At 61.5% G+C, this 14,222-nt stretch carries 14 protein-coding genes and 1 pseudogene; 8 read left to right on the top strand and 7 right to left on the bottom strand.

Annotated elements, in window-relative coordinates; genetic code table 11:
- Positions 1–8: 8 nt before the first annotated feature.
- From EU800_RS21175 to EU800_RS21185, 3 genes are all read right to left on the bottom strand, one after another.
- Positions 9–221 (bottom strand): hypothetical protein, encoded by a 213-nt coding sequence (locus EU800_RS21175; protein WP_129635489.1) that lies wholly within the window; start codon positions 219–221, stop codon positions 9–11.
- A 43-nt stretch (positions 222–264) separates the two neighbouring features.
- Positions 265–2,181 carry a DUF3604 domain-containing protein gene (locus EU800_RS21180; RefSeq protein ID WP_129635491.1) on the bottom strand — a complete coding sequence of 639 codons (1,917 nt, stop codon included), beginning with the start codon at positions 2,179–2,181 and terminating at the stop codon, positions 265–267.
- Between the two features lie 68 nt (positions 2,182–2,249).
- Positions 2,250–3,017: a hypothetical protein gene (locus tag EU800_RS21185; RefSeq protein WP_129635493.1), complete on the bottom strand. Its 768-nt coding sequence runs from the start codon at positions 3,015–3,017 to the stop codon at positions 2,250–2,252.
- A 73-nt stretch (positions 3,018–3,090) separates the two neighbouring features.
- Between EU800_RS21185 and EU800_RS21190 the strand changes: the two genes are divergently transcribed.
- Together EU800_RS21190 and EU800_RS29145 are read left to right on the top strand one after the other, a co-directional pair.
- Complete coding sequence (locus tag EU800_RS21190; protein ID WP_129635495.1) at positions 3,091–4,113, top strand: AraC family transcriptional regulator; 1,023 nt, start codon at positions 3,091–3,093, stop codon at positions 4,111–4,113.
- 123 nt (positions 4,114–4,236) lie between these two features.
- A pseudogene (locus EU800_RS29145) lies at positions 4,237–4,464 on the top strand (IS6 family transposase); the annotation flags it as partial.
- A 72-nt stretch (positions 4,465–4,536) separates the two neighbouring features.
- On the opposite strand, the gene EU800_RS21200 reads toward EU800_RS29145, so the two are convergent.
- From EU800_RS21200 to EU800_RS21215, 4 genes are read right to left on the bottom strand one after another with little or no spacing between them, the layout of a single operon-like run.
- Positions 4,537–4,872: a hypothetical protein gene (locus EU800_RS21200; RefSeq protein WP_129635497.1), complete on the bottom strand. Its 336-nt coding sequence runs from the start codon at positions 4,870–4,872 to the stop codon at positions 4,537–4,539.
- Positions 4,872–5,777, bottom strand: coding sequence for a DUF6772 family protein (locus tag EU800_RS21205; RefSeq protein WP_207209952.1), 906 nt, complete (start codon positions 5,775–5,777; stop codon positions 4,872–4,874). The genes EU800_RS21200 and EU800_RS21205 overlap by 1 nt, the downstream gene beginning before the upstream one ends.
- Positions 5,778–5,800: 23 nt before the next feature.
- Positions 5,801–6,958 (bottom strand): mandelate racemase/muconate lactonizing enzyme family protein, encoded by a 1,158-nt coding sequence (locus EU800_RS21210; RefSeq protein WP_129635499.1) that lies wholly within the window; start codon positions 6,956–6,958, stop codon positions 5,801–5,803.
- Complete coding sequence (locus EU800_RS21215) at positions 6,955–8,124, bottom strand: mandelate racemase/muconate lactonizing enzyme family protein (protein ID WP_207209953.1); 1,170 nt, start codon at positions 8,122–8,124, stop codon at positions 6,955–6,957. The genes EU800_RS21210 and EU800_RS21215 overlap by 4 nt, the downstream gene beginning before the upstream one ends.
- A gap of 112 nt (positions 8,125–8,236) precedes the next feature.
- On the opposite strand from EU800_RS21215, the gene EU800_RS21220 reads away from it, so the two are divergent.
- From EU800_RS21220 to EU800_RS21245, 6 genes are all read left to right on the top strand, one after another.
- The gene (locus EU800_RS21220; protein ID WP_129635502.1) at positions 8,237–8,992 is read left to right on the top strand and encodes a FadR/GntR family transcriptional regulator; all 756 of its coding nucleotides are present in this window, start codon (positions 8,237–8,239) and stop codon (positions 8,990–8,992) included.
- On the top strand, positions 8,985–9,752 hold the full coding sequence (locus tag EU800_RS21225; RefSeq protein ID WP_129635504.1) for an SDR family NAD(P)-dependent oxidoreductase: 768 nt from the start codon (positions 8,985–8,987) through the stop codon (positions 9,750–9,752). Before EU800_RS21220 ends, EU800_RS21225 begins: the two co-directional genes overlap by 8 nt.
- 61 nt (positions 9,753–9,813) lie before the next feature.
- A complete protein-coding gene (locus EU800_RS21230; protein WP_129635506.1) occupies positions 9,814–11,055 on the top strand; it encodes a sugar ABC transporter substrate-binding protein in 1,242 nt (413 codons plus the stop codon).
- A 7-nt stretch (positions 11,056–11,062) separates the two neighbouring features.
- Entirely contained in the window at positions 11,063–11,992 is a 930-nt protein-coding gene (locus EU800_RS21235) for a carbohydrate ABC transporter permease (RefSeq protein ID WP_129635508.1), read from the top strand.
- The gene (locus tag EU800_RS21240; RefSeq protein ID WP_207209954.1) at positions 11,992–12,840 is read left to right on the top strand and encodes a carbohydrate ABC transporter permease; all 849 of its coding nucleotides are present in this window, start codon (positions 11,992–11,994) and stop codon (positions 12,838–12,840) included. Before EU800_RS21235 ends, EU800_RS21240 begins: the two co-directional genes overlap by 1 nt.
- A gap of 31 nt (positions 12,841–12,871) precedes the next feature.
- On the top strand, positions 12,872–13,993 hold the full coding sequence (locus EU800_RS21245; protein WP_129635510.1) for an ABC transporter ATP-binding protein: 1,122 nt from the start codon (positions 12,872–12,874) through the stop codon (positions 13,991–13,993).
- The last annotated feature ends 229 nt before the right edge of the window (positions 13,994–14,222 follow it).

The following is a 14,222-nucleotide window of genomic DNA, read 5'->3' on the forward strand; positions in this document are numbered from 1 at the left end:
GCGGCACGTCACTTCGTGTATCCGGCGATCGCGCCAACGACGGCACCCGCAGATGCACCATTCTTTCCGCCAACCAGATACCCGACACCTGTCCCGACGAGGGCGCCCGTCATGGTGTTATGTGCGCGCTTGCGGTTGGCCTCTGCCGGCCCGGACAGGGTCAGGCCAGCCAGTGCGGCTACCATGAGGATCGCTATAAGCTTCTTGTAAGGACTTGCCATTTTCTCCTCCCTTTACTGTAGACGAATGGGTTCTGCGCCGCGGTCAGGACGCGGGCTTTACCCAGATCGGCGATGTGTAGGCGCGTTCCTGGTGGGTTGGCTCGATCCCTTCTGGCAGAGCGATACCGAAATACGCCGCATCATAGGTCGTCCAACGCGGGGTCGGGATTTCGAGCACACGAACGTAGTAGAATGCGCGCAGTGTTGGATCGAATTCAGGGTCCACCCAGAACGCTTCCAGGAACGGTTCCCCGATGCTGTTCGAATAGGTCGCTGAGGCGATGTCTACGGTATTCCCGACGGGTCCGTCGCATTCCCCTTCGACAATCGCGCGCCCATCCGAGCAGGCGACGTCATAGACCCGCTCCTGCGTTTCGCCGTTGGCGTCGACCCAGCCCTTGACGACTTGCACGCGGTCGAGATTGGCGCCATCCGGGTCCCGCAATGCGCGGATCAGTAGCTTCGGAGCGTCAGAGAGACCCGACAGGTCGCCTCCCATCGGCACGCCCGCCTTGTAGCCGTGAGCCGCGAAATCCGAACGTTCGAGATCTTCCGCAACGAAGTCGGTGCCGGCAAACACGCGCACGCGGATGCGTGTCCCGGTGGTTGCGAAGACCTCCTTGCGGGCGAAGGCGTCCCAGATTGACTCGCGCGTGTTCTCACGGGCCCAGACGGCGGCGAGGCCGGCGGCAAGTGCCTGGGCATGCACGATGTCGTCAGACGGGTCATCGGGAGTGGCCCGTCCGGTGATTTGTTCCTCGAACCGCACCGGATCGGCGGTCGGTTCCACCATCGAGACCTTGCCGAAGAAGTTGTCCTCGGTGGTAGTCGCCAGGGCCGTGTGGGAATCCGTCGAGCCGATCATTCCAAACTTGAACGGGTTGGCACCGAGGGCGTCCTCATAGGCGAGGCCGCGCTTCAAGGCTTCGCGCGCGTACTCGCGGGGCAGCATCTCCGGCGTCTTGAGCTCGGGACCGAAGCTTCCGGTGTCCCAGGTGCCATAATCCGCAAACGCATCTTCGGGCGACAGCATCGGGTGCGCCTCGCCATCCCCCTTCATCTGGGTAACCTCGTAAACGGGCTCCCATTGCATCCGGCGTTCGGCATAGGCAGCGTCGAGCGGATCTCCGTCGAATGTCTCGTCATCGAACATAAGGCCGTTTGACAGGTTGCCGTTATGGGGGATCGCCAGCAACTGCCCGCCGGTCGCCTCCTCGTAGCGTTCCATCCAGTCCCACAGGTCCTCGGGATCTTCACTGTCGTAGGAACTGAAGGGCACGACCGTATCGGCTTCGTCCTTGCCATCGCGCATCATGATAACGCGGTGAAGGTTGTTGCCGTCTGGTGCGGTCGACCATTCAAAGCCGATAAATGCAGAGAACGCGCCGGGCTGGTTGTGGCGCTCTGCTGCCTCAGTAACCCGCTGCCACATCGTCTGCTGCAGGGATGTATCGGCGAGCGGGTCGCCGGCCCCCTCCTCTGCGAAAGCAAAAGCGCCGGCCCAGTAGAGATAGGCTTCCGCCATGGCCCGATCGGTTCTCGGGGCGAACACCTCATAGAGTCCCCGGCCCCAGTCGTTGGCCAGAACCTCCTCGTTCTCTTCATCGAGAGCAATGTAAAGCCCTAGATTTTCGGCATGGTCTGCAACGACCAGGAAGTCGAGCGGCCGCTGCAGCCGCGCCTCCAGCCCGTTCGACGAGGTCACGGTCTCACCTTTTGCGAAACGATAGGCATCGTCAGGCGAGGTCGTAGCACCGACGAGACCCGCATCGGCGGAATAGGCCGTGTGCAGGTGCGTATCGCCGAAGAAAACCTGGTTTGGATAGTCGTGGGTGATGTAGGGCGAGTACTCAACGTCCGGATCGGGCGCCAGACCGACGAGCTCCTGTGCGGCCGCTTCCTGGCAAACGAACAAGGCTGTTCCCGATAGTAGAACTGCTTTGATGGTTGCTCGTTTCATGTCTTGTTCCCTCCGAAGTATTTGTTCCTTCTGGACACCAGAATTTTAGGGTGTTGTGGTGTGCTGGCTCAGAATCTGAACGTCGCCCCAAGCAGCGGACCGCTTTGCGTCACATCGAAGACGATGCCATCCTCCTCGTAGTCGACGGCGAGGTATCGCCAGCCAAAGGTCAGTCCGAGCCGTTCGTTGACAGCATAGGTGGCACCGGCCATCAGGCTCCACTCACGGTCGGCGCCGACACCGAATCCACCGATCTCCGCACTTCCGTAGAGGTTCCAGCGATCTGACGCCGAATACTGCCCGGCAATGCCGATCAGCGGATCAACCCAGTTGGCATCGCTGGATTTCTTGATCTTTCCGAGGCCCGTTGCCGCCTGCGTCTTCGCGGTGATCTCGTTGTCGAGCCACCAAGCCCGCGCACCGATATAGACGTCGAGGTTGGATACGTCGTTCCGGGCTAGCGTGCGGCCGGCGGCGAGCGCGAGGTTCGACGTGCGGCTCACGACCTCGATGCTGTCCACGATCGGGCCCCCGACACTCTCGTTTGACGTCGTCTGCACGGTAGATCCATCGAAGTAGATCACCCAGGGGCCGTTGCGAGCACTGGCAAAGAGAAACAGACCGTAGTCGAGATCTTCCACGATCTCGCCGAACGACAGCGAAACCTCCTCCGAAGGAAGCCCGGGTAGTGTTCCGAGGTTCCCGTCCAATCCTGCGAGCCAACCATAAGGCGCAACGGTGAACTCCCATTGAGACTGAGCAACTACCTGCGTTGCCACAAGAAATGCAGCGGTCGAGGCTCCGGCAATGCGTGCGATCCACCAACGGTTGGCCATTTTCCCCTCCCCTCATCCAAGTGCTTGATTTATATCAGGGACCGAGTGATCACTTTGCGACAAACTCCCTGCCATGCCCGCCCCGCTTCAAAATGTCCGCGCATGGAAACCTGTTCTTGAGGCCACCGACGAGTTGCTGTCACCACGTGTGGTGGAGGGAGCGCTGAGATCCGCGGGCTTGAGCCGCCGGATTTTCGAGGGCCCACCCGTCTTCATTCCCTACGCCCTTCAGGCGGAGTTCGCCGAAAACATCGCGCGCCGGACCGGTGAAAGGCATTTTGCGCCGTTTGTGACCAGCCAATACGGATACGAAGGGCTGGATCTTTATGCAAAATACGTGCTCGACGCTCCGCGCCTCGATATGGCCCTTGTACGCGGAATTCGCGCGCTCAGGTTTCTCCAGTCCGGCTCCTCTGCAGAGCTGCGAGACGATGGGGATTACCTGATCCTCCAATTCCGTTCCGGCATCGGTTCGGTAATCGGGGCACGACATATCGACGAAGGTACCGTTGTCCTGCTCATTGATTTCGTGCGCCACTACGCGGGCCCGGGCTGGCTGCCGGAGTGGATCGAACTTCCCGGAGACGTCCCAAGCGACCCGACACTCGAATCCAGCCTTGGAGCCCCCATCCGGTGGGGCGCATCTCTTCCCGGCGTAGCCATTCCCGGGGACGTTCTGCGCGCTCTCAACCTGTCCCCGAGAGATGCGCGAACTGCAACCGTCTACCGGGACCTCAGGGCGATGGTCCGGAACCGTCCGCCGAGGAGTCTGGCCGAGACCGTTCGGGATACCTTGAGCATTCTGGCCTCGACAGGTGACGTCTCGGAGGAAGCGGTCGCGAAATGGCTCGGCCTCGGCAGGCGAACTCTTCAACGGCATCTCGCGTCAGAGGGATACAGATTCCGTGACATCCTCATCGCCTTCCAGATGGACCGGGCCGCGATGCTGCTCGAAGAAACGGACCATTCAGTCCAAGAAATCGCCTACGCGTTGGGGTACCGGGAGGTGAACAGCTTCCGGCGGGCTTTCCGGAAATGGACCGGAAGAACTCCAACTGAATATGCCGCCGTAGGACTGGTCGGCGTACTTGCTTGACCTCCGCTTCACGGCTTTCTGTGCAATCCAATTCGATAGCCCCAGTTCTAATACATTTGCCTGGGAGGTGGTGTCAGAAGAACGTGGCTTGAGATGGGGCAGGGGGCTGAGTAGCGTCCCCGGATGACGAAACGCGACCCGTTCAAATACTTCAAGACCAGCCCTGAGATCATCTGTTTGGCGGAGATGCTCTACATGCGCTTCCCTTTGTCGCTCAGGAATGTCGAGGATCTGCTGCACGAGCGCGGCATCGACATCAGCCATGAATCCGTTCGGTTCTGGTGGAACAGGTTCGGACCGATGTTCGCCTCCGAGATCCGCATGAAACGCGCCGACGCCATACGAATACATCTGCAAGATCTGGACTTCAGAGCCAGACAGATTCATCGTCGATCCGATCCACCAGATGCCGGGACTGAGCACCTAGGACTTTAGGTGCAGTGTCACAATCACTGTGCTTGATGCACCGTCGTCGAACACGGCACGCAGCCGCAGCCAGTTGCCGAAATGCGCAATGCGTGCCATTGCGATGCCGTCCTTGGTTTCCGGCAACTGCAGGAGGCTTCCTTCCGGCAGCCAGCGAATGCCGTCTGGCGATAGTTCGACGATGGCCTTGGGCTGCGGTCCCTGCGGCTCCTTCAATGTGCGCACGAAGATTACCGCCTCTCGGGCCCAACCAGCCTCGTATGGTTCTGTCGTTGCGACTGCGCTCCAGTCCTCGTTTCGCGCAAGGATGGCCGTAAAGTTCTCTGACAGCATCAGAAATCCCCCGAGATACAGACGGAATCGACATAGAGAAACGCGCGCTTGGCGACATCGGTTTCGGCGAACAGGCAGACGTTCAACATGCACCAGAGATTCTTCATCGCCGGGATTCGGATCGGCTCGAACCCGGACATGTCGAACTCGCGGTCGTTGCAGCGGAAGGACAGTGCCTTCATTTCCGCTAGGTCAAAGTCGAACCGAAGGTAGGTCCAGTTCACCTTGGTGGCGATCTCGTTGTAGCAGAGTCTCTGTGCGCCCCCCGGCAGATCCTTCCAGCCATCCGGGGCAAGGTGGTAGTGGCTGGCTGTCTTGTCACTGTCGCCGATAGCGGTGAATTTCGTCGTCTCCGGCTTGAACTGCCACTTCTGGAGGTGTTTGCCGTCCGCCGCGTTCAGAAAACGCATGTGCGGCATCACCCGGTCGATCGGGCCATCCTCGTCGCCCCCCTGAAGGTCGAAGAGGAAGCCGAAAGAACGGACGTCGGCTTCGCTCAGCTTCAACTCGGTCGCTTCGGGTTTGAAGGTGACAAAGGCTTCGAACCGTATCGGGCAGCGTTCGCGCATAGTCAATCGCTTGATGGCCACGTTCTGTGCGCCGGGGCGTGGGCGCGTCGCGATCTTGAGCGCATAGGAACTGTCCACGCCGCCGTGAGAGCCGGCATCCCAGTGGCCGAGCGTCGAGAGCATCGCACTGGTGTGCTGTGCATAGCCGGGAAGCATCGTGTCCAGCGTGTCCTCGTAGTTCCCGACGAGCTGCGACCAGCCGCAATGCCCGCGCGCGAAGTCGTCATGGGAGATGATGCGCCGCATCGGATCGAAGCGGCTGAGCGCAGGGTCAGCAAGGCGCAGCGCGCGCAGCATCGCGGTTTCCATGTCGTCAAAGGCAGGGGCATTGGTCAATGGTCCGGTTTCCTTCCCGTCATTCATTTTGGGCTGCGAAGACGGTTCACCGCATCCCAATTGATGGTCAGCCCCAATCCGGGCCGCGTGGGTACGTCCAGCCGCCCATTTCTCTGCCGCAGGCATCCCGGGGCGAGGTCCGCCAGTTGCGTTTTGAATGGGCTGCGATCACCTTCGCATTCCATTACGCGGAAGTTCGGAAGTGCTGCCGACAGGTGGACCGACGCCGTCTCGCAGACGATTCCGGACATCCCGATATGCGGTGCGTATTCAACGTCATGCGCGAAAGCGAAATCGGCCATGCGCCGGGTTTCGGTGATGCCACCTGACCTGGCCACGTCCGGTTGCAGGATCGACAATGTTCGGTTGGTCACCAGTCGTTTCGCCTGATCCAGCGTGTAATTGCTTTCTCCGGCGGCAAGAGGCACGTCGCAGCGCTTGCGCAGTTCCTCGTAGCCTTGCTCATTCTCCGGCTCGAGCGGTTCCTCGAACCAGAAATAGCCGTTCGCCGCCAGGGCGCTTCCAACCTCGACCGCCTCGTCCAGCCCGTAGGCCCAGTTGGCGTCGACGCAAAGGCCGGTCCGGTCGCCGGCGCGCTTGCGCATCAACTCGATGCGGCGGCAGGCGTCTGCGACGGGACGGGCCACCTTCACCTTGATCCGGGAAAACCCCTGTTCCAGCAACGCATCGAGTTCGCTTTCCATTTCGGCATCAGCTCGCCAGTTGACGGCGGCCGCGTAAACGTCGATCTCGGTTCGACCGATGCCTCCAAGGAGCGCTGCGATCGGCATGCCGGCCGCCTTGCCGTGAATATCCCAAAGCGCAATGTCGATCCCGGCCATGGCTTCGAGCAGCATGCCTCCCGCCCGTCCCGACAGCGCGCGGCGCATGGAGTGCCAGTGGGCCGCGATCGATCCGGCGGGCTGGCCCAGAAGGCGGGGCCTCAGCGCTGTCTCGATCAGATTCGCATAGGCGCGGGGCGCAAAGCGGGCCAGGGATTCACCTATGCCGGTGATCCCGGCATCGGTTCGCACCTCGACGAGGACAATGGAAACCTCGTTGTACTGTCCCCAGGAGGTTATGGTCGGTTGCGGCAGGCGCTGGGTCAGCGGGTGCGCGATCACGTCGGTGATCCGAATGTCGTGCGCCGAAAGCGGCGGTGCGATGTGAGCTCCGGTCATGCGGTGTCTCCCCGAGCAAGCGCCTCCATGGAGGCCACGGCATCCCAATCTATCGTCAGGCCCAGTCCGGGTCCCTGTGGCACCGCCAGAAATCCGCCCGTGGCACGGTCAGCCCCAGGCGCGAGGTCTGCAAGTTCGGACTTGAACAGGTTGGCAGTGGCTGGACATTCCATGACGCGCGCGTTCGGCAGGGCGGCAGACAGATGCAGGCTCGTGGCTTCGCAGATGATCCCCGACATGCCGACATGCGGGGCGTAAGCGACGTCATGGCTCGCCGCCAGTCGCGCCATCCGCAATGTTTCGGTGATTCCGCCTGCGCGGGTCACGTTGGGCTGCAAGTAGGACAGCGTCCGATCCCGCACCAGCGGCGCAGCCTGATCCAGGGTGAAGTTGCTCTCTCCGGCTGCCAGCGGCACGTCGCAGCGGCTTCGCAGCATGCGGTAGCCGTCCTCGTCTTCAGGGCGCAACGGCTCCTCGAACCAGACGTAGCCGTTCGCAGTAAGCGCGCGTCCCACCTCTACCGCGTCATCGAGCCCATAGGCCCAGTTGGCATCGGCCGACAATTCGATGGCATCGCCGGCCAGTTTCCGGACCAGAGCGATGCGCTCGCAGGCCTGCCGAACCTGGCCGCCGATCTTCACCTTGATGTGAGTGAAGCCGCGTTCGGAGAACGCCGCGATGGACTCGGCGACCTTTCCGTCGTCCCCTCCCCAGTTGATCGATGCCGCGTAGACGGGCACATCCGTGCGCGCTTCACCGTGCAACAGTCGCCAGATGGCCAGATCCGCAACTTTTCCGGCAATGTCCCACAGCGCGATGTCCACACCTGCGATCGCTTCGATGAGCATGCCGCCGGCGCGACCGGATAGGGCCCGGCGCATTCGCGTCCAATTCGCAGTGATGGCAAGAGCGTCCTGTCCGACCATTCGTGGTCGAAGGGCGTCTTCGATCAGCCGGGCATAGGCCACAGGCGCGAAGCGGGCGAGCGATTCACCGACGCCGACCAGCCCGGAGTCCGTTCGTACTTCGACCAGCAGGATGGAAACGGCATCGTAGCGGCCCCACGACGTTTCCGTTGGCGCCGGAAGACGCTGGGTCAGCGGATGCGCGATGATCTCGGTGATCAGATGCGGTCTGCTTTCCGTCAAGGCAAACGTCCTTTCCAAGATCGGGAGTGCATTCGTTTTAGCGACAGCCCCTTATCTTAGCAACTACCAAACTTAGTTGCTAAGTTGGTGGGTGAATGTTAGACATCTCGTTGACCAAGGGGCCTGCTGAATGATCGATTCGACCGACAAGCCGGTTTTTTCCGCCAAGCTGTCCGCGCCGCAGCGGCTGGCCGACGCGGTCTCGGAGGCGATCGCGACGGCTCTGTTCGACGGTAGTATCGCGCCAGGGGACCCGCTGCCGTCTGAGGGCGAGATCGCAAAGGAATTCGGCGTCAGCAAGCCGGTGGCGCGCGAGGCGTTGCGGCACCTGTCCGGAATCGGGTTGATCCAAACGCAGCAAGGAAAGGTCGCCCGCGCCAAAGTGCTGACCGGCGAACCGCTGGACCGGATCTATGGCTACGCGGTGCGATCCAGCCTGACACGACTGCGCGAGGCAAATGAGATGCGCCGGCTTGTCGAGGCGGGCATTGCACGGCTCGCTGCCGAGCGGCGGGACCAAAAGGGCATCGCGGCGATGCAGCGAGCGGTGCAGGACATGCACGATACCCTTGGCCAGCCTGACAAGTTCACCGAAGCGGATATCGCATTTCACCTCGGCATGGCGATCGCGACCGGAAACACGATGATCCGGATGCAGGTCGAGGGCATGCAGTCCGTGCAACGCGAAGTGTCCGAACTGTTTTCAAAGCGGGCGAGCAGGACGCTTGACGACTGGAGGGCGACGGTCTTGCGCCACGAGGATCTGTTCCACGCGATCCGCGATGGAGACCCAGAGCGCGCCGGCCGGATGATCGTCAAACACTACGAAGCCGCGGATATCGCGTCGCTGGAGGTTGCGGGCGATATGGGTGGCGCTGATGTCTGACGACGTGCAGCCTCTTGCCGGGCGCCGGGCACTGGTCACCGGCGCCGATCAGGGGATCGGTCGGGCCCTCGCGCGGGGGCTGGCGCAGCAAGGTGCGACGGTCGTACTGCATCACCTCGGAAATCCGTCCGGTGCTCGCGACACTCTCGAAGACGCCGAAGTCTTCGAGGCTGATTTCACACGGCCGGATACTGCTGGCCAACTCGCGGATGCGGTGCTGGCCGGGGGGCGGATCGACATTCTCATTGCCAATGCCGCGATCGAGCGCCGCGGACGGTGGGAAGACATCGGAGCCGAGACTGTCGCGGATCATGTTGCCGCGAACTTCACTGCGTTGCTTGCGCTGTGTCAGCATCTGGTGCCGCCCATGGCCGATCGTGGCTGGGGGCGGGTCGTGGGGGTCGGTAGCATCATGGCGACGCGACCGCGATCGGAAACGCTCGTCTACGCGGCGCTGAAATCCGCGCAACTGGTGGCGCTGCGCTCCATTGCGCGAGACGTGGCGGCGCAGGGCGTGACCCTGAATTCCATCGCGCCCGGAGCGATCGAGACCCAACGCACGGCTGCCCGCTACGCCGAAACGGCGTTTCGCGAGGCGGTCGTGGCCAAGATACCAGCCCGTCGACCCGGTCGCCCGGAGGATTGCGTGGCACCGGTGCTGATGCTGTGCAGCGATGCGGCCTCCTATATCACGGGGGCGGAGATCCCGGTCGACGGCGGCTGGAGCATCGGCGACGCCCCCGGAGGATTGCCAGGGTGATCTGAGGGAGAGCCGGTCACGGGGCGTCTTGAATACAGAAGAAGGTAAGGGAGGACCAACAATGACAAAACTGAGAACACTTTCCACGGCAGGCGCTATGATAGCCCTGCTGTCCGGGCCGCTTGCGGCGCAGGAACTGCGCTTCACTGTCTGGACGGGCAATGATGCCCACCTGGCAATGCTGAACGGTATCGCCGACAGCTTCACAGCGACCCATCCGGGCGTGACGGTCAAATACGAGACTATACCGGCGGGCGACTACGTCCAGAAGCTGACGTTCCAGTTGGCGGGCGGCAATCCGCCGGACCTCGGCTGGATGTTCGAGAACTCGATCCCGACGTTCATCGCTGCCGGAGCGGTGCGCGATCTCGCGCCCACTCTGACCAGTACCGAGGGTTACGACGTCGCCGATTTCTCGGAGCCTGCAATGGGTCTGTGGACACAGGGCGACAGCATTTACGGCGTGCCGTTTTCGACGTCGCCGTTCATGATCTATTTCAACAAGGACATGTTCGACGCCGCCGGGCTTGAAGATCCGCTCACGCTGGCCGCCAAGGGCGAATGGGACATGGAGAAGTTCCGCGAAGTGGCCAAGGCGCTGTCCGAGGCGAACGATGCCTATGGCTTCGAGTTCAAGGACGGGCAGGGCTACGACAGTCGGATCATGCACGCCATCATGCCGCCGATCCGGGCCTATGGCGGCTTTGCCTGGCAAGATGGTGAATGCGGGTTCAACAAGCCCGAAGCGGTCGCGGCACTGACCATGCTGCATGAGATGGTCTTCGCCGACGGTTCGATCGTCCCGCCCGGTGAGCAGGGCGACTATTTCTCGGGTGGGTCGGCGATGACGATCAATCAGATCTCGCGTGCTTCCAAGATGCCGGAGGCGGGCTTCAACTGGGGGATTGCGCCGCTTCCCACCGGTCCGGCGGGAGCCGCGCCGATCATCGGGCAGGCAGGGCTTGCCGTGTTCTCTGAAAGCAAGAATCCCGAACTGGCAGCGGAATTCATCGCGCACATGACCAATGCCGAAAACGTGGCGGTGATGGCGCAGTTCTTCCCGCCCGCGCGCAAGTCGGTGCTCGATAGCGAAGCCTTCATTAACGCCAATGCACTGATCCCGGCAGAGCAGATGGCGAACGTGAGTGCCGCGATCGAGGAAGGCCGGGTGCTGCCAAGCCATGAGAGGTCGCCGCAGATCGATGCCGCCATGAAGCCTCGGTTTGACGCTTTCTGGCGCGCAGATGCCGACGTGGCCGCGTCTCTGGATGCGGTTTGCGAAGCGATCAAGGGCGAGCTCTGAGGGCCTGATGGGCACGCTTCCGGATTCCGACACCACGGCGCGCGCATCCCGCGCGCCGTGGCTGACGCTTCGCCGGCGCGAAGCGATCGAGGGGTGGCTGTTTGTAAGCCCCACCCTGATCGGTTTCCTGATTTTCTTCCTGGGGCCGTTGATTGCAGTCGTGTTCTACTCGCTGTCCGAGTGGAATCTGCTCAGCCAGAAAACCACGTATGTCGGCCTGGCGAACTACGCCGATGCACTGACTGAGAACCCGGATTTCTGGCACGTCATCCGCAATTCCGTGTTCTTTGCCGCAGGACTGGTGCCAATGAACATGGCACTTGCTTTGGCCCTTGCCATCTCCCTGTCGCGGCCCGGCAAGGGCGTGGTCTTCTTCCGTACCGTCTTCTTCGCACCGGTCATTACGTCTGCCGTTGCCTGGGCCATCGTGTGGAAATTCCTGCTTCAGGGCGAGGCCGGCGCTGTCAACCAGATGCTCGCGCAGGTCGGAATCGACGGTCCGAATTGGCTGCGCGAACCAAACTGGGCGATGGTTGCGGTGATCGTGACCCGGGTCATCAAGATGGTCGGCCTCAACATGATCCTCTACATCGCGGCGCTCCAGGCGATTCCGCGTGATTACGAACAGGCCGCCCGCTTGGAGGGCGCCTCGGGCTGGCAGATCTTCCGAATGGTGACCTGGCCGCTGCTGGCGCCGACGACGCTGATTATCATGGTGATCACCACCATCGGGTCGTTCAAGGTCTTCGATCACATCTATCTGATGACTGGTGGCGGACCGGAAAACGGAACACTGGTGCTGGCCTATTACATCTACGAACAGGCCTTCGAGTTCTTTAACATCGGCTACGCCTCGGCACTGGCCATGATCATGTTCGTCATCGTCCTCTCGCTGACGATCGTGCAGCTGTTGCTGCGTCAGAAAGGATCCGCGTGATGGAACTGACACGGACGCAGTCTAGGATTCTGATGCGCATCTGCTGGGCACTTTCGCTCGGCGTCGTGGCTGTCCCATTTGTGTTTCCGTTCCTGTGGATGGTCTCGTCGGGTTTCAAGAGCGCAACGGAGATCTTCGGGCAGCCAAGCCTGATCCCCCGGGTCTGGCGATGGGGAAACTTCGTCGAAGTCTTCGAATACCAGCCGTTCGCGCGTCAGTATTTCAACTCGATCTACATCGCCAGTTCCGTGACCGTCATCACTCTGATCCTGTCCTCGCTCGCCGGCTACGCCCTGGCGCGGATACGTTTCGCAGGGGCCGGGCTCCTGATGCTGTTCCTCGTCTCGGCCTTGATGGTGCCGGAGGAAGTGACCATCGTTCCGAACTTCTTCCTGATGAAGTGGCTTGGCGTCATGGATACCCATGTGCCGCTGATCCTGCTGCCGGTCTTCGGTCCGCACGGCGTCATGGCAACATTCCTCATGCGGCAATACTTCGTCGCGCTGCCGAAGGAACTGGAAGAGGCCGGCAAGCTTGATGGGCTCTCCCGAGTTGGGATCTGGTGGAAGATCGCCCTGCCGATGTCCCGTCCGGCGCTGGCGGCCGTGGCGATCATCACCTTCCTGTTCTCCTGGAACCTGTTCCTTGAGCCGCTGGTCTTCCTTTCCAGCCTGGAGAATTTCACCTTGCCCTTGGCATTATCCAACTTCACGGACCCCTACGGCGCGCCGCTGTGGCACCTGCAACTGGCGGCAACCAGCCTTGCGGTCTTGCCGATCCTGATCGTCTACCTGATCGCGCAGCGTCAGATCATCGAAAGTTTCGCAATGTCCGGCGTGAAGGGCTGATACCCGACGGCAGGGCCGGGAAAGGCATGACATGAGCAGTCTCAAACTCAGGAATATCAGCAAGAGCTTCGGCAAGGCGGAAGTCATCCGAGGGGTGAGCCTTGATGTGAACGAAGGCGAGTTCGTCGTCTTCGTCGGTCCGTCCGGCTGCGGCAAGTCCACACTTCTGCGGATGATCTCGGGCCTGGAAGACATCAGCGGCGGGGATCTCTGGATCGGCGAACGCAGGGTGAACGAAGTCCAGGCGGCCAAGCGCGGAGTGGCGATGGTGTTCCAGTCCTATGCCCTTTATCCGCACCTGACGGTGAAGCAGAATATGGCTTTCGGCCTGAAGGTCCGAAAAGAAAAACCTGCCGAGATCGACCGACGTGTCGATGAAGCCGCGAGGACGCTTCAACTCGAAGCCTTGCTGGACCGGTATCCCAGGGAGTTGTCCGGTGGACAACGGCAGCGCGTCGCCATCGGCCGGGCGATCGTCGGCCATCCAGAGGTTTTTCTTTTCGATGAGCCGCTTTCGAATCTCGACGCAGAACTGAGAGTCCACATGCGGGCGGAGATTGCTGCTCTGCACAAGCGGCTTGGCAATACCATGGTGTATGTCACCCATGACCAGATCGAGGCGATGACACTTGCCGATCGCATCGTGGTGCTGCGAGACGGCCGGATCGAGCAGGTGGGCTCACCGAAGGAACTTTACGCCAGGCCCGACAACCTGTTCGTTGCCCAGTTCATCGGCAGTCCAAGAATGAACGTATGTCCTGCCGACGACATCTCGGTATACCTAAGCCGGGCGCGCATTGACACCCGAGGCGCGGCGAAGGTCGGAATGCGTCCGGAACATTTGAAGGTCGTGCCCGAGAAAGAGAGTGTCCTGACGGGGCGCGTGGCGATCAGCGAGTACACCGGTGGAGCGTCGTTGCTCCATGTGGAGATCGCTGGCGCCGGGACTTTTCTCGTGTTGAGTGAGGGCCAGGACGGACCGGAACCAGATGACACTGTGTATCTTGCGATTGACTGGAGCGACATTCACCTGTTCGATGAAAACGGGCTGGCCCTGCGATCTGATCATCCCGGTCCACGCGCGCACGCGTCGGACCAGCCCCGAGGGGATTTTAGTGGAACCAGGCCGGTGACGAGGCAGGGGGGCGACTAGCCTCCCTTGATGTCCAATCCTGATTCGTTTAAATACTTCAAGACCAGCCGCGAGATCATCCGCCCGGCGGTTATGATTTACGTCCAATTCCCTCGGTGGCGATGTCATGTGTGGACGTATATGGACCCCGCCTGATTGCAACGCCTGATCTGGTCGGGTTCGAGTTTCGCAATTGCGGACGTATATCCGGCTTCCTTGAGCGGCCCGATACTTCGCCGCCGCGAGCCCC

This window comes from Tropicimonas sp. IMCC6043, from assembly GCF_004146235.1.
Taxonomy (GTDB): domain Bacteria; phylum Pseudomonadota; class Alphaproteobacteria; order Rhodobacterales; family Rhodobacteraceae; genus Tropicimonas.

Bases quoted from the DNA above. Each gene is read 5' to 3' on its own strand.
- EU800_RS21245 (WP_129635510.1), top strand. From the start codon at position 12,872: ATGAGCAGTCTCAAACTCAGGAATATCAGCAAGAGCTTCGGCAAGGCG.
- EU800_RS21220 (WP_129635502.1), top strand. From the start codon at position 8,237: ATGATCGATTCGACCGACAAGCCGGTTTTTTCCGCCAAGCTGTCCGCG.
- EU800_RS21235 (WP_129635508.1), top strand. From the start codon at position 11,063: ATGGGCACGCTTCCGGATTCCGACACCACGGCGCGCGCATCCCGCGCG.
- EU800_RS21180 (WP_129635491.1), bottom strand. From the start codon at position 2,181: ATGAAACGAGCAACCATCAAAGCAGTTCTACTATCGGGAACAGCCTTG.
- EU800_RS21185 (WP_129635493.1), bottom strand. From the start codon at position 3,017: ATGGCCAACCGTTGGTGGATCGCACGCATTGCCGGAGCCTCGACCGCT.
- EU800_RS21190 (WP_129635495.1), top strand. From the start codon at position 3,091: ATGCCCGCCCCGCTTCAAAATGTCCGCGCATGGAAACCTGTTCTTGAG.
- EU800_RS21200 (WP_129635497.1), bottom strand. From the start codon at position 4,872: ATGCTGTCAGAGAACTTTACGGCCATCCTTGCGCGAAACGAGGACTGG.
- EU800_RS21175 (WP_129635489.1), bottom strand. From the start codon at position 221: ATGGCAAGTCCTTACAAGAAGCTTATAGCGATCCTCATGGTAGCCGCA.
- EU800_RS21240 (WP_207209954.1), top strand. From the start codon at position 11,992: ATGGAACTGACACGGACGCAGTCTAGGATTCTGATGCGCATCTGCTGG.
- EU800_RS21225 (WP_129635504.1), top strand. From the start codon at position 8,985: ATGTCTGACGACGTGCAGCCTCTTGCCGGGCGCCGGGCACTGGTCACC.
- EU800_RS21210 (WP_129635499.1), bottom strand. From the start codon at position 6,958: ATGACCGGAGCTCACATCGCACCGCCGCTTTCGGCGCACGACATTCGG.
- EU800_RS21230 (WP_129635506.1), top strand. From the start codon at position 9,814: ATGACAAAACTGAGAACACTTTCCACGGCAGGCGCTATGATAGCCCTG.